The 20,430-nt window shown below is 72.1% G+C and carries 16 protein-coding genes; 9 read left to right on the top strand and 7 right to left on the bottom strand.

The window, feature by feature from the left end:
- Positions 1–192: 192 nt before the first annotated feature.
- The 3 genes from D3A59_RS15745 (at position 193) to purB (ending at position 3,974) form a co-directional block, all read left to right on the top strand.
- On the top strand, positions 193–1,452 hold the full coding sequence (locus tag D3A59_RS15745; protein ID WP_157991547.1) for a YjgN family protein: 1,260 nt from the start codon (positions 193–195) through the stop codon (positions 1,450–1,452).
- Entirely contained in the window at positions 1,445–2,497 is a 1,053-nt protein-coding gene (locus tag D3A59_RS15740) for a M48 family metallopeptidase (protein WP_119155936.1), read from the top strand. Before D3A59_RS15745 ends, D3A59_RS15740 begins: the two co-directional genes overlap by 8 nt.
- Positions 2,498–2,600: 103 nt before the next feature.
- Positions 2,601–3,974, top strand: a complete 1,374-nt coding sequence (gene purB / locus D3A59_RS15735; RefSeq protein ID WP_119155934.1) for an adenylosuccinate lyase — start codon at positions 2,601–2,603, stop codon at positions 3,972–3,974.
- A 71-nt stretch (positions 3,975–4,045) separates the two neighbouring features.
- On the opposite strand, the gene D3A59_RS15730 is transcribed toward purB, so the two are convergent.
- Positions 4,046–5,185, bottom strand: coding sequence for an ABC transporter substrate-binding protein (locus D3A59_RS15730; RefSeq protein ID WP_157991546.1), 1,140 nt, complete (start codon positions 5,183–5,185; stop codon positions 4,046–4,048).
- A gap of 149 nt (positions 5,186–5,334) precedes the next feature.
- Between D3A59_RS15730 and pyrF the strand changes: the two genes are divergently transcribed.
- Complete coding sequence (gene pyrF, locus D3A59_RS15725) at positions 5,335–6,180, top strand: orotidine-5'-phosphate decarboxylase (RefSeq protein ID WP_119155930.1); 846 nt, start codon at positions 5,335–5,337, stop codon at positions 6,178–6,180.
- A gap of 37 nt (positions 6,181–6,217) precedes the next feature.
- Here pyrF and D3A59_RS15720 read toward each other — a convergent pair whose 3' ends face one another.
- Positions 6,218–7,579 carry an aminopeptidase P N-terminal domain-containing protein gene (locus tag D3A59_RS15720; RefSeq protein ID WP_119155928.1) on the bottom strand — a complete coding sequence of 454 codons (1,362 nt, stop codon included), beginning with the start codon at positions 7,577–7,579 and terminating at the stop codon, positions 6,218–6,220.
- Positions 7,580–7,708: 129 nt separating this feature from the next.
- On the opposite strand from D3A59_RS15720, the gene D3A59_RS15715 reads away from it, so the two are divergent.
- Positions 7,709–8,668: a Na/Pi symporter gene (locus D3A59_RS15715; RefSeq protein WP_119155926.1), complete on the top strand. Its 960-nt coding sequence runs from the start codon at positions 7,709–7,711 to the stop codon at positions 8,666–8,668.
- Here the strand turns inward: D3A59_RS15715 and D3A59_RS15710 are convergent.
- Positions 8,651–9,256 carry a hemerythrin domain-containing protein gene (locus D3A59_RS15710; protein WP_119155924.1) on the bottom strand — a complete coding sequence of 202 codons (606 nt, stop codon included), beginning with the start codon at positions 9,254–9,256 and terminating at the stop codon, positions 8,651–8,653. The two genes, D3A59_RS15715 and D3A59_RS15710, sit on opposite strands and share 18 nt — an antisense overlap.
- A 136-nt stretch (positions 9,257–9,392) precedes the next feature.
- On the bottom strand, positions 9,393–10,082 hold the full coding sequence (gene murU / locus D3A59_RS15705) for an N-acetylmuramate alpha-1-phosphate uridylyltransferase MurU (protein WP_119155922.1): 690 nt from the start codon (positions 10,080–10,082) through the stop codon (positions 9,393–9,395).
- Positions 10,083–10,221: 139 nt separating this feature from the next.
- On the opposite strand from murU, the gene tkt reads away from it, so the two are divergent.
- From tkt to D3A59_RS15690, 3 genes are all read left to right on the top strand, one after another.
- Positions 10,222–12,243 carry a transketolase gene (gene tkt / locus D3A59_RS15700; RefSeq protein WP_119155921.1) on the top strand — a complete coding sequence of 674 codons (2,022 nt, stop codon included), beginning with the start codon at positions 10,222–10,224 and terminating at the stop codon, positions 12,241–12,243.
- Between the two features lie 88 nt (positions 12,244–12,331).
- The gene (gene gap, locus D3A59_RS15695) at positions 12,332–13,333 is read left to right on the top strand and encodes a type I glyceraldehyde-3-phosphate dehydrogenase (RefSeq protein ID WP_119155920.1); all 1,002 of its coding nucleotides are present in this window, start codon (positions 12,332–12,334) and stop codon (positions 13,331–13,333) included.
- A gap of 200 nt (positions 13,334–13,533) precedes the next feature.
- The gene (locus tag D3A59_RS15690; RefSeq protein WP_119155919.1) at positions 13,534–15,348 is read left to right on the top strand and encodes a S8 family peptidase; all 1,815 of its coding nucleotides are present in this window, start codon (positions 13,534–13,536) and stop codon (positions 15,346–15,348) included.
- A gap of 63 nt (positions 15,349–15,411) precedes the next feature.
- Here D3A59_RS15690 and D3A59_RS15685 read toward each other — a convergent pair whose 3' ends face one another.
- Genes D3A59_RS15685 through D3A59_RS15675 form a run of 3 tightly spaced genes read right to left on the bottom strand, consistent with a single transcriptional unit; the run spans position 15,412 to position 17,629 of the window.
- Complete coding sequence (locus D3A59_RS15685) at positions 15,412–16,272, bottom strand: hypothetical protein (RefSeq protein WP_119155918.1); 861 nt, start codon at positions 16,270–16,272, stop codon at positions 15,412–15,414.
- Positions 16,266–17,066, bottom strand: coding sequence for a biotin--[acetyl-CoA-carboxylase] ligase (locus D3A59_RS15680; protein ID WP_205665212.1), 801 nt, complete (start codon positions 17,064–17,066; stop codon positions 16,266–16,268). The genes D3A59_RS15685 and D3A59_RS15680 overlap by 7 nt, the downstream gene beginning before the upstream one ends.
- A 41-nt stretch (positions 17,067–17,107) precedes the next feature.
- Positions 17,108–17,629, bottom strand: a complete 522-nt coding sequence (locus D3A59_RS15675; protein WP_119155915.1) for an SET domain-containing protein — start codon at positions 17,627–17,629, stop codon at positions 17,108–17,110.
- Positions 17,630–17,822: 193 nt separating this feature from the next.
- Between D3A59_RS15675 and D3A59_RS15670 the strand changes: the two genes are divergently transcribed.
- Positions 17,823–20,411, top strand: a complete 2,589-nt coding sequence (locus tag D3A59_RS15670) for a DNA topoisomerase III (protein WP_119155913.1) — start codon at positions 17,823–17,825, stop codon at positions 20,409–20,411.
- The last annotated feature ends 19 nt before the right edge of the window (positions 20,412–20,430 follow it).

Raw genomic sequence — 20,430 nt, 5'->3', positions numbered from 1 at the left:
AAATGGGGTCGATTCTAGTGTCCCGGCCCCCGGCCCGTGCTCCGCCGGCCCGGCGCAAGGACGCCGGTGTTTGCAGTTTTGCCTGCTTGCGCAAGAAACATGTGCTTACCATTGGGCCGGGACCCGGGAAGACGCCGGGGCCCGGCGCCGCACCGGCGCGAGGCGCAACACGGCAGGAGAAGCGGCAGCCGCATGAACACGACCCTACTCACGCTCGATGCCGCGACGACCGGCACCGAGGCACCGGCGGCCGACGCGGCACGGCCCGCCCCTCCCGTCCCCCCGGCGCCGGCGCGGCCGCCGTCCGAGGCGGCGTCGTTCGGCCGGCTGCGCGACCCGCGCGACGCCTACCGGGCGACGCTGCAGTTCTCCGGCACCGGCGGCGAGTACTTCCGTCTCTGGATCGTCAACCTGCTGCTGTCGGTGGTGACGCTCGGCCTCTACCGCCCCTGGGCGAAGGTGCGGCGGCTGCGCTACTTCTACAACAACACCCATGTCGCGGGCCACGGCCTGGACTTCCATGGCCGCCCCTGGCAGATGCTGCGCGGCATGCTGCTCGGCGGCGTGCTGCTGCTGCTCTACATGCATGCCACCGGATCGGCCTCGCCCGTCGCGGTGCTCGGCGCGGTGGCCGCCGCGCTCGTGCTGTGGCCCCCGATGCTGCGCGCGGCGCTGCAGTTCCGCCTCGGCCACACCAGCTGGCGCGGGCTGCGCTTCGGCTTCGGCGGCTCGATCGCCGGCGCCTACGCGGCGGTGGGGCTGCCGCTGCTGCTGGTGCTGCAGCCGCTCGTGATCGGCGCCTTCTTCGACGCCGGGGCGGCACCCGGCACCCGCCGGCTGCCGCCCGGCGCGGGCCTGTGGCTGAGCGCCGTCGTGGGGGCCTCGCTGCTGGCGCTGCCCTACCTCCACTGGCGACTGCTGCACTACCGGCACGACAACTTCCGCCTCGGCACGCTGCGCTCGGAGCTGCGCCTCGGCGTCGGCCGGATGTACGGCCTCTACCTGCGCACGCTGGGACTCGCGCTGCTCGCGCCGCTGCTGCTCGCCGGCGGCGCGGCGCTCGCCGGCCGGGGCGCGGTCCCGGCCGCGCTCGCGCTGGCGGCCGTCGCCGGCGCCTACCTCTATCTCTACCTGGTGGTCTGGTCCTACTTCAAGGTCGGCCTGCAGAACCTGGTATGGAGCCGCACCGGCAACCGCTACCTGAGGCTGCGCAGCGAGCTGTCGCTGCCGCCCTACCTGCTGCTGCAGCTCAAGAACCTGCTGCTGCTCGTCGCGACGCTCGGCCTCTACTGGCCCTGGGCCGCGGTGGCCCAGCACCGCATGCGGATCGAGGCGGTGACGCTGGTCTCGCGCGTCGACCTCGACGACATCACGCAGATCCTGCAGCCCGGGCGCGGCGACGCCGCCGCGGAGGCGGCGGGCGAGCTGCTCGGGCTGGACCTCGGTGTCTGAGCCGCGCGGCGCCTCTCCGGCGGCGCCCGGGGCGCCGGTGGCCGACTATTTCGACGGCCGCTCGGCGCGCGCGCGGCGCGTGGCGCTGCATGTCGCGGATGGCGCGCTCCACCTGCGGGGCGAGGGCGTGGCGCGCGCCGTGCCGCTCGGCTCCGTGCGCTGGCCCGAGCGCAGCCGCCACGGCGCCTGCGTGGCGCACCTGGACGGCGGCGGCTCGCTGCATGCGTGCGAGGCCGCCGCCTGGGATGCGTGGGCGGACTCGATCGGGCAGCGCGACGCCTGGGTGGTGCGCGCGCAGCAGAGCTGGCGTGCGCTGGCGCTCGCGGTGCTGCTGCTCGCCGGCGTGGCGGCGGCGGGCTACCTGTGGGGGCTGCCGTGGGCGGCGCGCGCCCTCGTGCACGCGGTACCGGCATCGGTGGACGCGGCGCTCGGCGAGTCGGCCTACCGCTCGCTGTCGGCGCGCCTGCTCGGGCCGAGCCGGCTGCCGCCCGGGGAGCAGCAGCGCCTGCGCGAGGCCTTCGAGGCCGCGCTGCGCCGCGCCTACCCGGGGGGCGACGCACCGCCGCACCGGGTGCTGTTCCACGCCGGCCGCATCGGGCCGAACGCCTTCGCGCTGCCGGGCGGCACGATCGTGATGACCGACGAGCTCGTGAAGCGGGTGGACGGGAACGCCGAGGTAGTGGTCGGCGTGCTCGCCCACGAACTCGGCCATGTCGAGCAGCGCCACGGCATGCGCATGCTGGTGCAGGGCGCGCTGCTTGCCGCCGCCGCGAACCTCGCTTTCGGCGACTTCAGCAGCTGGCTCGCCGCCGCGCCGGTGCTGCTCGGGCAGGCGGGCTATTCGCGCGACGCCGAGCGCGAGGCCGACCGGGCGGCGATCCGCATCCTGCGCGCCGCGGGCCTGTCGCCGCTGGCGTTGGGGCGCTTCTTCGAGGGAATGGCGACGGAGCGCGACGCGAGCGCTGGCGGCCTTGCGATCGCCTTCGCAAGCCATCCGGCCGACGCGGAGCGCATCCGCGCCTTCCGCGACGCGGCACGCCCCTGATGTCGGCCGGGCCGCCGTGCCCGGCCGCCGCGCGCGGGCCGACTAAAATCGCGACCCCTCCTCTGTCTCTCCCGCGGGGCGCGAAAGCGGTCCGCTGCCTGCCATGGATCTGTCTCCCCTCACCGCCCTGTCGCCGCTGGACGGCCGCTATGCCGCGAAGGTCGCCGCGCTGCGGCCGCTGCTGTCCGAATTCGGCCTGATGCACCGCCGCGTGCAGGTCGAAGTGGAGTGGTTCATCGCGCTGTCGGACGCCGGCTTCGCCGAGTTCGCGCCGCTCTCCGAGCCCGCCCGCGCGCACCTGCGCGCGCTGGTCGAAGGCTTCTCCGAGGTCGATGCGCAGGCGATCAAGAACTTCGAGAAGACCACCAACCACGACGTCAAGGCGGTCGAGTACTGGATCAAGTCGAAGTTCGAGGGCAGCCCCGAGCTGTCCGCAGCCGGGGAGTTCGTGCACTTCGCCTGCACCAGCGAGGACATCAACAACACCAGCCACGCGCTGATGCTCAAGAGCGCGCGCGAGCAGGTGCTGCTGCCGTCGATCGACGGGCTGCTGTCGCGCCTGAGCGCGATCGCGACGCAGCTCGCCGACATGCCGATGCTCAGCCGCACGCACGGCCAGACCGCGAGCCCGACCACCGTCGGCAAGGAGATCGCCAACGTCGTGGCGCGGCTCTCGACCGCTCGCGCGCGCATTGCCGGCGTCACGCTGCTGGCGAAGATGAACGGCGCGGTCGGCAACTACAACGCGCACCTCGCCGCCTACCCCGACTTCGACTGGGAGGCCTTCAGCCGCCGCGTCATCGAGCAGCAGCTCGGCCTCGCCTTCAACCCCTACACGATCCAGATCGAGCCGCACGACTACATGGCCGAGCTGTTCGACGCGGTGACGCGCGCCAACACGATCCTGATCGACTTCTCGCGCGACGTCTGGGGCTACATCAGCCTCGGCTACTTCAAGCAGAAGACCAAGGCGGGCGAGATCGGCTCCTCGACCATGCCGCACAAGGTCAACCCGATCGACTTCGAGAACGCCGAGGGCAACTACGGCCTCGCGAACGCGGTGCTCACGCACCTGTCGCAGAAGCTGCCGATCAGCCGCTGGCAGCGCGACCTCACCGACTCCACGGTGCTGCGCAACATGGGCGTGGCGCTCGGCTATGCGGTGCTCGGCCACGACTCGCTGGCGCGCGGCATCGACAAGCTGGAAGTGAACGAAGCGGCGCTCGCCGCCGACCTCGACGCCGCCTGGGAGGTGCTCGCCGAGCCGATCCAGACGGTGATGCGCCGCTACGCGCTGCCCAACCCCTATGAGCGCCTGAAGGAGCTCACGCGCGGCAAGGCGATCACGCGCGAGACGCTGCTCGCCTTCATCGACACGCTCGAGCTGCCCGAGGCGGAGAAGGCGCGCCTGCGCCAGATGACGCCGGCCAACTACACCGGCAAGGCGGCGGAACTCGCGCGGCGCATCGGCGACTGAGGCCCCGTCCTTCCCCAACGAAGAAGAAAGGGCGCCGCATGCGGCGCCCTTTTGCATGCCCGCCGTGCGGTTCAGCGCAGCAGCCGGCCCTCAGGGGTCAGCAGTGCGTGGCTGACCCGCTGACTACCGCGTGGGCTGTTGCGAAAGGCCACTTCGAAGCCGTCAAGCGCGGCCGGGGGGCGCTCCTGCGCGGCAGCGAGCAGAGTGGCGCGAGCGGGCGCGCGCTGCAGTAGCGAGAGCGTGTAGCGCCCCGCCAGGTAGCCTGCGAGGCTGATCGGAGAAGGCTCTTCCTCGAACAGCCGGTGCAGGCTCTGCCGGTAGCGCAGCACCACCGGCAGCGCGCTGGCCGGGTCGGGCACGACCTGCGTCAGGATCAGCGACACCTTGCCCGCGCCGCCGAAGCCCAGCTGCTGCACCACCGACAGGTCCACGTCGGCCAGGCAGATCAGGTAGCGGGTCAGGCGGCGCGCCTGGAGCTGCTGCGCGAAGCCCACCAGCTCCAGCGTGCCGCCGACGAACAGCACCATCGCCGGCCCCTCGGCGGGCAGCCGCGCACCGAGCGCGGCGGCGTCCTCGCCGGGCCGGCCGGTCTGCTCGACGAGCTGCAGCTTCATGCGAGAGGCGAGCTCGCGCATCCCGGGCGCATAGCGCATCTCCTCCAGGCGGGACGGATAGACCACCTGCAGGTTGCGGTGGCCCACCACGGCGAGCGCCTCGATGGCCCGCTGCAACTGCGCGTCGCGCGAGGCGAAAAGTGGCAACAGGCCGGCGTGGCCGTCGTGGCGGCTGTCGGCGAGCCAGGGCGCGACATGCGCAATCTCCAGGCGCTGCTGGCGGCACCAGTCGATGCAATCGAGCGACAGCTGCTCGCCAGCGGTGCCGGCCAGCGCCAGCACGTTCGGTTCGCGCCGGAGTTGCTGCATCGCCGCGTCCAGCGACAGCGGCGTTCCGGCGCCGCCGTTGACCTCGACCGGCAGCAGCGTGACCCCCGGCGTGCCGGCCTCCGCCCAGGCGGCGCGGAAACCGGCCGCGTAACTGCGAGACACCTCCTGCTGCTGCACCGACATGTCGAGCAGCTGGACCACGGTCGGGCGCGACGACGGGGCGGCATGCACGGCGGCGGCGGGCGCGAGGGCGGCCAGCGCCGCGGCGGATTTCAGCAGCCGGCGACGGGTCAGCCGGCAGGTGGGGGCAGCGGAGGCGGCAGGCATGGTCGGATGGCGCGGAATCGGGTTGAAGGAACGCGGAAAAGGCCAGAGGGTCGGGCTAGGTGGCCGCCCCTGGACGACGTCGCGGATGATCCTCGTCAACCGTGACAGGCGCATGTCGGCCGCCGGCGGCGGCCTCCTACAATCTCCCGATGAACTTCCTCGACATGCTCACGCGCGCGCAGCAGCGCAACGATTCGCTGCTGTGCGTCGGCCTGGACCCGGAACCGGCGAAATTCCCCGCCGAGCTCAAGGACGACGCGTCGCGCATCTTTGATTTCTGCGCGCGCATCGTGGACGCCACCAAGGACCTGGTGATCGCCTTCAAGCCGCAGATCGCCTACTTCGCCGCGCACCGCGCCGAGGACCAGCTCGAGCGCCTGATGGCGCACATCCGCCGCGTCGCGCCCGAGGTGCCGGTGATCCTCGACGCCAAGCGCGGCGACATCGGCGCCACCGCCGAGCAGTACGCGAAGGAGGCCTTCCAGCGCTACCAGGCCGACGCGGTGACGCTGTCGCCCTTCATGGGCTTCGACACGATCGAGCCCTACCTGCGCTACCCCGACAAGGGCGTGATCCTGCTGTGCCGCACCTCGAACCCCGGCGGCAGCGACTGGCAGAACCAGCGCCTCGCGGACGTGCCCGGCCAGCCGCGGCTCTACGAGCACCTCGCGGCGCTGGCGCAGAACGACTGGAACCGCAACGGCCAGCTCGGCCTCGTGGTGGGCGCGACCTATCCCGAGGAGATCGCGCGCGTGCGCGAGCTCGCGCCGACACTGCCGCTGCTGATCCCGGGCGTGGGCGCCCAGGGTGGCGACGCCGAGGCCACCGTGCGCGCCGGGCTGCGCCGCGACGCGGCGGGCGCCGTCACCGGCCCGATCGCCGTGAACTCCTCGCGCGCGGTGCTCTACGCCAGCAGCGGAGCCGACTGGGTCGAGGCCGCGCGCCGCGCCGCGCTCGCCACGCGCGAGCAGCTCAACGCCGCCGCGCGGGGCTGAGCGCCGCGGGCCGCGGCGCTTTTCGGCCGAGTCCGCCTCAGCCGCGCATCAGCGCCTCGATCTCGTCGGGCGCCACTGGCACGCCGCGCGTGAGCAGCTCGCAACCCGCGGGCGTGACGAGCGCGTCGTCCTCGATGCGGATGCCGATGTTCCAGAAGCGTTCGGGCACCTCGGCGGACGGCCGCACGTAGAGCCCCGGCTCGATCGTCACCACCATGCCGGGCTGCAGCACGCGCGAGGGCGCTCGCACGACGCGGCCGCCGTTGCCGTCGGGCTGCTCCACCGCCGGCTCGTCGCGCTGCAGTACCTCGCCGACGTCGTGCACGTCGAGCCCGAGCCAGTGGCCGGTGCCGTGCATGTAGAAGGCGCGGTAGGCGGCGCTCTCGATCACGTCGTCGACGCCGCCGTGCCGCTCGGCTGACAGCAGGCCGAGGTCGAGCAGCCCCTGCGACAGCACCCGCACCGCGGCCCAGTGCGCGTCGATCTTGCGCGCCCCCGGCCGCGTCTGCCCGATCGCCGCCTGCTGCGCGGCGAGCACCAGCGCGTAGAGCTCGCGCTGCGGCGCGCTGAAGCGCCCGTCCACCGGGAAGGTGCGAGTGATGTCGCCCGCGTAGCCCTGGAACTCCGCGCCGGCGTCGATCAGGCACAGCTCGCCCGCGCGCAACTCGGCGTCGCCGGCCGGGTGGTGCAGCACGCAGGCGTTGGCGCCTGCGGCGACAATGCTCGGGTAGGCCGGGCCGGCCGCACCGGCCCAGCGGAAGGCGTGCAGCAGCTCGGCCTCGAGCTGGTACTCGCGCAGGCCCGGCCGGCAGGCCTGCATCGCGCGCACGTGGGCCGCGGCCGAGATCTCGCCGGCGCGGCGCATCAGCGCGATCTCGGCCTCGTCCTTCACGAGCCGCATCTCGTCGAGCAGCGGGCGCAGGTCGTGCAGCGCCGCGGGCGCGCGCGCGCCGCTGCGCTCGCGCTGGCGCAGCTTCGCGAGCCAGCCCTCGACGCGCGCCGCCAGCCCCTCGTGCAGCCCGAACGGGAACCACACCGAGTCGTGCTCGGCGAGCAGCTTCGGCAGCAGCTCGTCGAGCGTGCGCACGTCGTGCGCCGCATCGACGCCGAGCGCCGCGGGCGCGGCCTGCAGCCCGAGCCGCGCGCCGTCCCAGATCTCGTGCGCCGGGTCCTGGGCGCGGCAGAACAGCTCGCAGCGCCCGGTGTGCGAGATCGCGAGCCAGGCCTCGGGCTCGGCGAAGCCGCTCAGGTACCAGAAGTGGCTGTCGAAGCGGTAGGGGTGGTGGGCGTCGCCGTTGCGCAGCGTCTCGGGCGCGGTGGGCACGAGCGCGAGGCCGCGGCCGGCCTGCAGGGCGCGGGCGACGCGGGCGCGCCGCGCGGCGTGGGGGGAATCGGTCATGGGCGGTGCGGGTCTTGTCTGGCGTTCGGTGGCGTGCGCCCCAGTCTATCGGGCCGCGGCGCCCGCTGCAGCGGCGCGCCGGCGCGCGGCCGGGGCGGGACGGGCGTGCGAACTGGCGACAATCGGCGCATGGATGCATTTCGCTGGGGGGTCGGCGTCGCGGCGGCGGTGCTGCTGTTCCTGTACGCGCTCGAGGGTTTCTCGCGCGAGGTGCAGGACCGCGGCGGCGAGCGCTTGCGCCGCTGGCTGACGCGCGCCACCGCCAACCGCTGGAAGGGCTTCCTGCTCGGCGCCGGCGCCACCGCGCTGGTGCAGTCCTCGAGCGCGGTGTCCTCGCTGGTGGTGGCGCTGGTCCACGCCGGCACCCTCGGCTTCGGCAACAGCCTGGGCGTGCTGCTCGGCGCCAAGGTCGGCACCACCGTGACGGCCTGGCTCGTGAGCTTCAAGCTCACCGGCATCGGTCCCTTCGTGATCGTGCTCGGCGCGCTCGTGTCGGCGCTGGGCGGGCGCTGGATCGGGCGGCCGCTGTTCTACTTCGGGTTCGTGTTCTTCAGCCTCGACCTGATCGGGCTGGCGCTCGCGCCGCTCAAGGACAGCGCGCTGTGGCAGGCGTGGATGACGCAGGCCGCCGAGCCGCTGCTGGCGGTGGCGGCCGGCATGGCGATGACGGCGCTGGTGCAGTCGAGCAGCGTCACGGTGGGGCTGGCGGTGCTGCTGGTGCAGCAGGGCCTGATGCCGGCGCCGGCGGCCATCGGCGTGGCGCTCGGCGCGAGCGTCGGCACCACCGCCACCGCGCTGATCGCGAGCGCGCGCATGGGGCTGCAGGCGCGCCGCGCGGCGGTGGCCAACCTGCTGTTCAACGCCGTCAGCCTGCTGGTCTTCCTGCCGGTGCTCGACGCCTTCAGCGCCGCGGTGCTGACCCATGCCGGATCGGCCGACCTGGCGGTGGCGTGGGCGCACCTGCTGTTCAACCTCGCGGTGGCACTGGTCTTCCTGCCGCTGCTCGGGCCGCTGCAGCCATGGATCGAGCGGCGCTTCGGCAGCCCGCCGTCGCCGCCCGTGCTGCCGGGTTCAGCGCTGCGGCTGTAGCCGTCCGGTCTCGCTGCCCAGGCCGATCGGCGCCGGCGCGCGGTTGAGGATCTTCTGGAACACCGCGTGGTAGGCCGCGTCGGGCTCGTGGCCGGCGAGCGGGTCGCGGTTGGCCTCGAAGGCCGCGTCGAGCCGCTGCCACTCCTCGGGCGTCAGCACGCGCTGCGCCATCGGCAGCACCACGTCCTCCTCGATCGACATGTGCTCGAGGTAGGCCTCGACGTAGCGGTGCAGCGCCTGCTCGAAGGCCTCGCGCCGGCTCTCGCCCATCATCTCGTAGCCGAGCAGCGCGTGCTGGAGCTCGCGCACCGCCTGCTCGCCCTTGTCGTGGTCCGCGTCGAGCCGGTCGAGCACCTCGACGATCTCGGCGCAGCGCGCGCGCAGCAGCGGGAACAGCAGCTGCGACTCCTTCGGGTGGTGCAGCCGCTCCGGGAACTCGTCGATGTAGAACAGCATCGCGCGGATCAGGCCGAAGTCCGGCGGCGTGCGGTGGCGGTGGAGCTGCTCGACCAGCAGCTCGAGCGAGCGCAGCATCGAGGCCAGCGCGCGGTGCTCCTCGCGGATCACCCGAAGGGCGGTGCGGCTCATGTTCGGTCTCCTCCTGTGGCAGTCGGTCGCTGCAGCATCGGCGCGAGCGGCGGGGAGGGGCTTGCGCTGCGTCAAGATCTGCATGCGCGCAAACGCCCCCTGCTCCCGAGAGCGGCCCCGGACCGGTTGACCTTGCTCAGTCCTGCAGTTGCGCCAGCCGCTGCGGCGTGCCGACATCGGTCCAGGCGCCCTCGTACACCTGCGCCGCGACGTGCCCGGCCTGCATCGCGCGCTCCAGGCAGGGGCGCAGCGCCGCCTTCTGCCCCGCAGCGACGCCCGCGAGCAGCCCGGCGTGCAGCAGCGCGATCGTGGAATAGGTCCAGCGCGGCTCGCCGTCGGCGCGCGCGAGGCCGTCGGCGCCGAGCGCGAAGTCGCCGCGCGGGTTGTGCTCCGGGTTGGGCACCAGCCACAGCTGCGCGAGCCGCTCGCTTTCGGCGAAGCGCTCGGCGGCCTGCGCGTCGAAGCGGAAGCCGGGCACGAACACGTCGCCGGCGAGCAGCCAGAAGCGCTCGCTCCCGATCAGCGGCAGCGCGGTGGCGATGCCGCCGGCGGTCTCGAGCGCGCCACCGTGCTCGCGGCCCTCCATCGAGTAGCGGATCGCGAGGCCCCAGCGCGCGCCGTCGCCGAGCGCGGCCGGAATCCGATCGCCCAGCCAGGCGGTATTGATCACGACCTCGCGCACGCCGTCGCGCGCCAGCGCCTCCAGGTGCCACTCGATCAGCGGCTTGCCGCGCACCTTCAGCAGCGGCTTCGGGGTGGCGTCGGTCAGCGGGCGCATGCGCTCGCCGCGGCCGGCAGCCAGGATCATCGCGGGCAGGTTGGGCATCGGTCGAGGAGGAAGTGGGTCAGGATGGAGGAGGGGGGCACTGTGCGCGGCGCGCCGGCGGGCGCAGGCGCCGTCGGGCATTATCGGGCCGCCCTTTACAATCGCCGGTCCTCCCCATACACGCATGCAGCAGGCTCCCATGGCCAACACTTCCCTGATGGCCAACGCGATTCGCGCGTTGGCAATGGACGCCGTTCAACAAGCCAACTCCGGCCACCCGGGCGCCCCGATGGGCATGGCCGAGATCGCGGTGGCGCTGTGGAGCCGCCACCTCAAGCACCATCCCGAGCAGCCGGCCTGGCCCGACCGCGACCGCTTCGTGCTGTCCAACGGCCACGGCTCGATGCTGATCTACGCGCTGCTGCACCTGACCGGCTACGCGCTGTCGATCGATGATCTGAAAGCCTTCCGCCAGATGCACAGCAAGACCCCGGGCCACCCCGAGGTCGGCATCACCCCGGGCGTGGAGACCACCACCGGCCCGCTCGGCCAGGGCATCACCAACGCCGTGGGCTTCGCGCTGGCCGAGAAGCTGCTCGCCGCCGAGTTCAACCGCCCCGGCTACGAGATCGTCGACCACCGCACCTACGTCTTCCTGGGCGACGGCTGCCTGATGGAAGGCATCAGTCACGAGGCCTGCGCGCTCGCCGGCGCCTGGAAGCTCAACAAGCTGATCGCGCTCTACGACGACAACGGCATCTCGATCGACGGCGAGGTCACGCCCTGGTTCATCGACGACTCGAAGAAGCGCTTCGAGGCCTACGGCTGGAACGTGATCGGCCCGGTCGACGGGCATGACGTCGCGGCGGTGGACGCCGCGATCGCGCAGGCCAAGCTCAGCACCGACAAGCCCAGCTTCATCATCTGCAAGACGCAGATCGGCAAGGGCTCGCCCAACCGCGTCGGCACCGCGAAGGCCCACGGCGAGGCGCTCGGCCACGAGGAGATCAAGCTCACGCGCGAGGCACTCGGCTGGCCGCACGAGCCCTTCGTGGTCCCGCAGGAAGCCTATGCCGCGTGGAACGGCAACGCCCGCGGCGCGGCGCAGCAGGCCTCCTGGCAGGCGCTGTTCGACGGCTACCGCGCCGAATTCCCCGAGCTCGCCGTCGAGTACGAGCGCCGCGTCAAGGGCGAGCTGCCCGCCAACTTCGCGCAGATCGCGGTCGACACCGTGGTCGCCGCGCACGGCAAGGCCGAGACGGTCGCCACGCGCAAGGCCAGCCAGCTCGCGCTCGAGGCCTTCACCGCGGCGCTGCCCGAGCTGCTCGGCGGCTCGGCCGACCTGACGGGCTCCAACCTGACCAACACCAAGAGCACCCCGCCGCTGCGCTTCGACGACAACGGCGCGCCCAACGCCGGCCGCCACATCAACTACGGCGTGCGCGAGTTCGGCATGGCCGCGATCATGAACGGCGTGGCGCTGCACGGCGGCTACATCCCCTACGGCGGCACCTTCCTGACCTTCAGCGACTACAGCCGCAACGCGATCCGCATGGCTGCGCTGATGAAGCAGCGCGTCATCCACGTCTTCACGCACGACTCGATCGGCCTCGGCGAGGACGGCCCGACGCACCAGTCGATCGAGCACGCCGCGAGCCTGCGCCTGATCCCGGGCTTGGACGTCTGGCGCCCGGCCGACACCGCCGAGACCGCGGTGGCCTGGGCCTGCGCGATCCAGACGAAGAACCGCCCGACGGCGCTGCTGCTGTCGCGCCAGAACCTGCCCTACGCCCCGAAGGCCGGGCTCGACGAGATCAGCCGCGGCGCCTACGTGCTCGCCGAGGCCGAGGAAGTCGGCCTGAAGAAGCCGCAGGCGGTGATCCTCGCCACCGGCTCCGAGGTGCAGCTCGCGCTGCATGCGCAGGCGCTGCTCGCGCAGGACAAGATCGCGGTGCGCGTGGTCTCGGTGCCGAGCACCACGGTGTTCGACCGCCAGGACGAGGCCTACAAGCGCAGCGTGCTGCCCGACGGCCTGCCGCGCGTCGCGGTCGAGGCCGGCGTGACCGACTTCTGGTGGAAGTACGGCTGCGCCGCGGTGGTCGGCATCGACACCTACGGCGAATCGGCACCGGCGGGCGTGCTGTTCAAGCACTTCGGCTTCACCGCCGAGAACGTCGCCGACACGGTGCGCGCGGCGCTCGGCCGCAGCAAGAAGAAATAATCGCTCCGCCGCGTCGCCCGAAGCGGCTGCCGGCCGCTTCGGCGGCGGCGGCCGTCACGGGTTTCGTCAAGCAAAAGGAGAGACAGACATGACCATCAAGATCGGCATCAACGGCTTCGGCCGCATCGGCCGCATGGTGTTCCGCGCCGCGGTGCAGAACTTCTCGGACATCGAGGTCGTCGGCATCAACGACCTGCTCGAGCCCGACTACCTGGCCTACATGCTCAAGTACGACAGCGTGCACGGCCGCTTCAAGGGCGACGTGTCGGTCGAGGGCAGCACCCTGATCGTCAACGGCAAGCCCATCCGCCTGACCGCGGTGAAGGACCCGGCGGAGCTGAAGTGGGACGAGGTCGGAGCCGACGTCGTCGTCGAGTCCACGGGCCTGTTCCTGACCAAGGAGACGGCCGAGAAACACCTGAAGGCGGGCGCGAAGAAGGTGATCATGTCGGCGCCGTCGAAGGACGACACGCCGATGTTCGTCTACGGCGTCAACGACAAGACCTACGCCGGCCAGGCCATCATCTCCAACGCCTCGTGCACCACCAACTGCCTGGCGCCGGTCGCCAAGGTGCTGAACGACACCTTCGGCATCAAGCGCGGCCTGATGACGACCGTGCACGCCGCCACCGCGACGCAGAAGACCGTCGACGGCCCGTCGAACAAGGACTGGCGCGGCGGCCGCGGCATCCTCGAGAACATCATCCCCTCGTCGACCGGTGCCGCCAAGGCCGTGGGCGTCGTGATCCCCGAGCTCAACAAGAAGCTGACCGGCATGGCCTTCCGCGTGCCGACCTCCGACGTGTCGGTGGTGGACCTGACGGTCGAGCTGAACAAGGAAGCGAGCTACGAGGACATCTGCGCCGCGATGAAGGCGGCGTCCGAAGGCGCGATGAAGGGCGTGCTCGGCTACACCGAGGACAAGGTCGTCGCCACCGACTTCCGCGGCGAGTCCTGCACCTCGGTGTTCGACGCCGAGGCCGGCATCGCGCTGGACAAGACCTTCGTGAAGGTCGTGGCCTGGTACGACAACGAGTGGGGCTACTCCAACAAGGTGCTGGAGATGGCGCGCGTCATCGCCGCCCAGTGAGGATCCGCTGATCCCCGGCGGCCCACAGGGCCGCCCAGCGCACCAGGAACGCCCCGCCCGCGGGGCGTTTTTCATTTCCGGATCGATACTTGCCAAGGGAATGGGTCGAGCGGCGGGAGGACAAGACTCCTTACATCGGCAGCACTTCCCCAACACACGCGTTTTCAGGCACGCGACCTTGCAAGTCCGGAGATGCCAACATGGCGACCATGCACTACAACCCCCGTTTTTCACGCTGGCGAAGCTGGCTGCTGCCGCTGCTGCTGCTGATCCTCTCGCTGTTCGCGGCGTCGAGCCTGGCGCGGGCCGCCGAGGGGCCGGCCTGGGGCCTGATCGTCAAGCTGAAGCCGGCCGGTGCCGGTGACGCGGCCGGGCGCGAAAGCCCCAAGGGTGCTCCCACCGAGACTCCGCAGGCGGCGCGCGAGCGGCTCGCGCAGGTGCTCGGCGAGCGCGTGCCGTCGATGCAGCTGCGCCGCACGCTCGCCACCGGCTCGCACCTGGTCGACGACGATCGCGTGCTCGATGCCGCCGAGGCCCGCGCGCTGGCCGAGCGGCTCGCTGCCGACCCGCGGGTGGAGTACGTGGTGCCCAATGTGCGGGAGCAGCTCCAGCAGGTCGTGCCGAACGACCCCTACTACCGCAGCCATCCCGAATACGGCGCGAGTGGCCAGTGGTGGCTGAAGTCGCGCGTCGCCGGCTCGCTCGGGGTGCCGGACTTCCCCGCCGCCTGGGCGAGGGGCAGCCGCGGCAACGGGACGGTGGTGGCGGTGCTCGACTCTGGCATCACCTCGCATCCGGAGCTCAACGGGCAGCTGCTGCCGGGCTACGACTTCGTCTCTGAGCACCCGCGCTACGGTGTCGTCTATGCCAACGACGGCAACGGTCGCGACAGCGATCCGAGCGACCCGGGCGACTTCGTCACCAGCCAGGACGCGTCGAACCCGGCCTTCGCCAGCTGCGAGGTGGGCAGCAGCTCGTGGCACGGCACCCGCATCGCCGGGCAGATCGCGGCCGTCAGCGACAACCGGGTCGGCGTGGCCGGCATCGTCTGGCAGGCGCGCATCCTGCCGGTGCGCGTGTCGGGCAAGTGCGGCGCCGCGGTGGCCGACATCGTCGACGGCATGTTGTGGGCGGTCGGGCTGCCGGTGGCCGGCGTGCCGGACAACCCGGTGCAGAACCGGGCGCGCATCCTGAACCTGAGCTTCGGCGGCAGCGGCGAGTGCAATGCGGAGTACGCGAGCGCCATCGCGAGCGTGCGGGCGCGGGACGCGATCCTCGTCACGGCCGCAGGCAACGAGCGCGGCAAGGTGACGCGGCCCGGCAACTGTGCCGGCGTGATCTCGGTCGGCGCGCTCAACCGCGAGGGCTTCAAGGCCACCTACTCGAACCTGGGTCCCGAGGTCACGCTGTCCACCGTCGGGGGCGACGGCGCCACCGGCGGGGCCTGCGACCGCTGGCTGGCCGACGACGGCCTGCTGACGCTGAGCAACACCGGCGAGCGGGGGCCGGGCAGCGCGAGCTACGCGCCGGTGGGCGGCACCAGCTTCTCGACCCCGGTGGTCTCCGGCGTGGCGGCGCTGATGCTGTCGATCCATCCGAACCTGACCATCGACCAGTTGCGCGACGGGCTGGTGCGGACCGTGCAGCCGCATGTGCAGGTGCCCAAGCTCGGCACCTGCAGCCCGACCAACGCCGGACGCTGCAGCTGCACCGAGAGCACCTGCGGCGCCGGCATCCTGGACGCGGATCAGGCGCTGGCCTATGCGGAGACGCTGCGCAACGGGCAGCTCTACCAGGCGCCTGACCGCAGCCCCGTGCTGATCGACAACGCGGCCATCAGCACCTGCGCGGCGCGAGTCGGCAGCAACCCCGAAGGCGGGCAGGCCCCCGGGGACGAGCCGCCGCAGGAGAGCAGCGGCGGCGGCGCAGCGGACCTCGCATCGCTCGCCCTGCTTGCGCTGGCTGCCGGGACCGCGGGCGGGTTGCGCCGACGCCGCAACGCCGGCGGCCGCTGAAAGGGCTTCGCTGTTTCCCGCTGCGGCGGTCGTCGCGGCGGAGGACGCGAAAGAAGGTGTTGCTCAGCGGCCGGGCGCCGGCCGTGCCGTCCCCGTGCAGGGCTCGAACTCGCGCCCGATCAGCAGGCGCGAGGGGAGGTCGGCCAGGCGCTGCCGCAGCGCCGCGTCGGCGGCCGGCACCTGCACGCGGTAGACCGTGACGGGCGGCCCCACGGGCACGACGCGGGCGTTGCGCACGCCACGCTTTTCCATGTCCTCCAGGTGCCGCTCGGCGTTCTCGCGCTGGCGGAAGCGCCCGAGCGACAGCCCCATCGCCAGCTCCGGCGGGCTGCGCATCTCGATGAACTCGACGCGCAGCTGGCGCAGCTCGTCCTGGCGGCGCAGCAGCGCCTCACGGTTGGGGTAGCGGCCGGTGTAGACCACCCAGCCCGACGGCCGCTCGCTGTCCTGCACGCGCCAGCTGCCCGCGGGCAGCGCGCGCTGCAGCGCCGGCTCCAGCCGCGCCAGCTCGGCCTCGCTGTAGAAGCCCGCCTCGAAACAGGCGGTGTCGGCACGGGCCGGGGCGGCCGCGGCGACGGCAGGCACCGCCGGTGCCGGTGCCGGTACGGAGGCGGGCGCAGGCGCGGGCGGCGCTGCAGAAGCCGCCACTGCGGACGCCGCCACGGCGCCAGCCGGCGCGCTCGCCGGGGCGGCCGACCGGGCGGGCTGGGAGGCGGCCGGTGCCGGCGTGGCGCTGCGGCCCGGCTCGACCACGCGCAGCTGCGCCTTGCCGAGGCGGATCAACTCCGGCTGCACCTGCCGCTCCAGGCGTTCCGGCTCGCGCTGGTCGTCCGGACCCGGCAGCAGCGCGCCGAGCCAGCCCTGGCTCCAGGCGAGGAAGCCGAGGTTCGCGGCCAGCAGCACCGCGAGCAGCCACCTCAGCATGGACGCACGCTCACTTCGCCGCTGGAGACGCGCTGCACCCCGGTCTCGGTACGCACCAGCAGCGTGCCGTCGACGTCGACGCCGCAAGCCACGCCCTCGGGCACGTCGGCCTGGGTCGTGCGCACCGCCCGGCCGCGCAGCAGGTCGCGCGCGGCATAGGCCTCGACGAAGGGGGCGAAGCCCTCGCGCTCGAAGCGTTGCAACGCCCGCACCAGCGGCGCCGCGAGCGCGGCGAGCGCCGCCGGCGCGCTCGCCGCCGGGTCGAGCTCGACCAGCGCCGCGCTCTGCGCCGCGAGCGCCGGGTCGTCCACCGCCAGGATGTTCAGCCCGATGCCGATCACCGCGGGCCGGGCCGCCTGCGGAGCGCTGCCCGCGGGCGGCAGCAGCGTCTCGATCAGGATGCCGCCGAGCTTGCGGCCGGCGCCCTGCGCGTCGACGAGCCACAGGTCGTTCGGCCACTTCAGCCGGATCGCGGGGTGCAGCGCCTCGGCGACCGCGACGCCGACCGCGAGCGACAGCCCCGACCAGTCCCGCGGCGCGAGCGGCAGCCCGAGCGAGAAGGTCAGCGACGCCCCGGCGCGCGAGCTCCAGTCGCGCCCCAGCCGGCCGCGGCCGGCGCGCTGGTGCTCGGCCACCATCAGGCAGGGCGCGGCGTCGCCGGCGCGCGCGCGCTCGAGCAGCCGCGTGTTGGTCGAGTCGGTCTCGGCCACCACCTCGACGCTCAGGCCGGGCAGCAGCGCCTCGAGCTGCTCCCAGAGCGCCTCGGCGGGCCAGTGCAGGGGGGCGGCGGGCATCGGCATCGGTCGCGTGCGGGAACGGGTGGAAGAAGCTCGTTTCAGCGCTGGCGGCGCTTCGGGGCGAGCATCGTGCCGCGGCAATTCGTGCTGCCGCAGTAACAGGCGTATTCCTTCTTGAGTTTTGCCGTGTAGCGCTCGTCGACCATCAGCCCGTAGTCGTAGAACAGCTCCTCGCCGGGCTCGATGTCGCGCAAGGCCTTGATGAAGATGCGGCCTTCGACCTCGTCGGCCTCGCAGTTCGGGTCGCAGGCGTGGTTGATCCACCGCGCGATGTTGCCGGTCACGGCGCCGTCGATGACGTGCTCGTCGTCGATGTGGAAGTAGAAGGTGTGGTTCGGGTCGCTGGGGTCGTGCGGGTGGCGGCGCTGCGCCTCCTCCCAGCTGATGATCTCGCCCGTGTACTCGATGATGGTCTCGCCCGCCTTGAAGGGCACCTGCGCGTAGACGCCCTTGCCGTGCACGCCCGAGCGCCGGGCCTGCAGGCGCCGGCGCGGCCGCGCTGCGGCGGCTTGCTGTGCCTCGGCCGGCGCGGAGGGTTTGGCGGACCGAACTTGCGTCATGGGCGGCTTTGGGTACATTGAATTGAGGGCGTGCGCGCGAGCGTGCGCTCGTGTGTGCGTGGGCGTGCGCGCGCGACAGGAGCCGGATTGTAGGGGCCGCTCCGTCGCCGCGGCCGCCACGCGCGACAAGCAGGAATTCCAGGCACGAGCCCGCGTCACGCGGGCTCGGCCGTCATGAGCGAGACAGGAACGCATGAGCAAGGTATTGGTGATTGCCGAGAAGCCGTCGGTCGCGCAGGACATCGTGCGCGCGCTGACGCCCGTCGTCGGCAAGTTCGACAAGCACGACGAATATTTCGAGAACGATCGTTACATCGTCTCCTCCGCGGTGGGCCACCTGCTGGAGATCAAGGCGCCCGAGGAGTTCGACGTCAAGCGCGGCAAGTGGAGCTTCGCGCACCTGCCGGTGATCCCGCCGCACTTCGATCTCAACCCGATCGACAAGAGCAAGGGGCGGCTCAACGCGATCACGAAGCTGATGAAGCGCAAGGACGTGAGCGAGCTCGTCAACGCCTGCGACGCGGGCCGCGAGGGCGAGCTGATCTTCCGGCTGATCCAGCAGCACGCGAAGGCGAAGCAGCCCGTGAAGCGGCTGTGGCTGCAGAGCATGACGCCGCAGGCGATCCGCGACGGCTTCGACAAGCTGCGCACGGACGAGCAGATGATGCCGCTCGCGAACGCCGCGCGCTGCCGCTCCGAGGCCGACTGGCTGGTCGGCATCAACGGCACGCGCGCGATGACGGCCTTCAACTCGCGCGACGGCGGCTTCTTCCTGACCACGGTCGGGCGCGTGCAGACGCCGACGCTCTCCATCGTCGTCGAGCGCGAGGAGAAGATCCGCAAGTTCGTCTCGCGCGACTACTGGGAGGTGCGCGCCGAGTTCGGCGCCGCCGCCGGCAGCTACGAGGGCAAGTGGCTCGACCCGGCGTGGAAGAAGCGGCCGGACGACCCCGAGGCGCGCGCCGACCGGCTCTGGAAGGCCGAGGACGCGCAGGCGATCGCCGATGCGGTGCGTGGCAAGTCCGGCACCGTCACCGAGGAGGCCAAGCCCAGCACGCAGATCAGCCCGCTGCTCTACGACCTGACCACGCTGCAGCGCGAGGCCAACTCGCGCTTCGGCTTCTCGGCCAAGACGACGCTGTCGCTCGCGCAGGCGCTCTACGAGAAGCACAAGGTGCTGACCTACCCGCGGACCGACTCGCGCGCGCTGCCCGAGGATTACGTGTCCGAGGTCCAGAAGACCTTCCGGATGATCGCCGACGAGGACCTGCCTGGCCCGCTGCGCGAGCTCGCGGGCCACGCCCGCAAGGCGCTCGACGAGGGCTACGTGAAGCCGAACAAGCGCGTCTTCGACAACGCCAAGGTCTCGGACCACTTCGCGATCATCCCGACACTGCAGGCGCCCCGCAGCCTCACCGAGGCCGAGGCCAAGCTCTACGACATGGTGGTGCGCCGCTTCCTCGCGGTGTTCTTCCCGGCCGCGGAGTTCATGGTCACGACGCGCACCACGGTGGTCGAGGCCGCGGGCGCGAAGCACCACTTCCAGACCAACGGCAAGGTGCTGGTCAAGCCGGGCTGGCTCGCGGTCTACGGCAAGGAGGCGGCTGGCGAGGACGCGACGCTCGTGGCCGTGCAGCCGGGCGAGACGGTCTCGACCGAGGAGGTGCGCGTCGCGCAGCTGCGCACCAAGCCGCCGGCGCGCTACAGCGAGGCGACGCTGCTCTCCGCGATGGAGGGCGCCGGCAAGCTGATCGACGACGAGGAGCTGCGCGAGGCGATGCAGGAGAAGGGCCTCGGGACGCCCGCGACGCGCGCCGCGATCATCGAGGGCCTGATCGCCGAGAAGTACCTGGTGCGCGAGGGCCGCGAGCTGATCCCGACCGCCAAGGCTTTTCAATTGATGACGCTGCTGCGCGGGCTGGCAGTGGAAGAGCTCACGAAGCCGGAGCTGACCGGCAACTGGGAGTACCAGCTGTCGCAGATGGAGCGCGGCAAGCTCTCGCGCGAGGCCTTCATGGACGAGATCGCGCGCATGACCGAGCGCATCGTGCAGAAGGCCAAGGAATACGACCGCGACACCATCCCCGGCGACTACGCGACGCTCGCGACGCCCTGCCCGAACTGCGGCGGCACCGTGAAGGAGAACTACCGGCGCTTCACCTGCGTCGGCCGCGACGGCTCGAGCGACGGCGCGGGCTGCGGCTTCTCGATGACGAAGATTCCCGCGGGCCGCAGCTTCGAGCTCGCCGAGGCCGAGCAGCTGCTGCGCGAGCACCGCATCGGGCCGCTCGAGGGCTTCCGCTCCAAGGCCGGCTGGCCCTTCACCGCCGAGCTGCGCCTCGTGCGCGACGAGGAGGCCGGCAACTGGAAGATGGAGTTCGACTTCGGCGACGACGCGAAGAAGGAGTCCGAGTCCGAGGAGACGGTGGACTTCGGCGAGCAGCAGCCGCTCGGCGCCTGCCCGAAGTGCCGCGGCCGCGTCTTCGAGCACGGCACCAACTACGTCTGCGAGCATGCGGTCGGCACCAACGCCACCTGCGACTTCAAGACGGGGAAGGTGATCCTGCAGCAGCCGGTCGAGCGCGAGCAGATGAGCAAGCTGCTCGCGGAAGGCAAGACCGGCCTGCTCGAGAACTTCGTGTCGAACAAGACGCGGCGCAAGTTCAAGGCCTTCCTGGTCTACGACAAGAAGGAAGGCAAGGTCGGCTTCGAGTTCGAGCCGCGCGCGCCGCGCGCCGCGGCCAAGAAGGCGCCGGCGAGGAAGACCGCCGCGAAGGCCTGACGAGGAGCCGGGCGGCGCC

It is taken from the genome of Caldimonas tepidiphila, assembly GCF_003569765.1.
Taxonomy (GTDB): Bacteria; Pseudomonadota; Gammaproteobacteria; order Burkholderiales; family Burkholderiaceae_C; genus Caldimonas; species Caldimonas tepidiphila.
The sequence above is the reverse complement of the archived record's forward strand: the minus strand, read 5'-3'. Positions and strand labels throughout refer to the sequence as shown.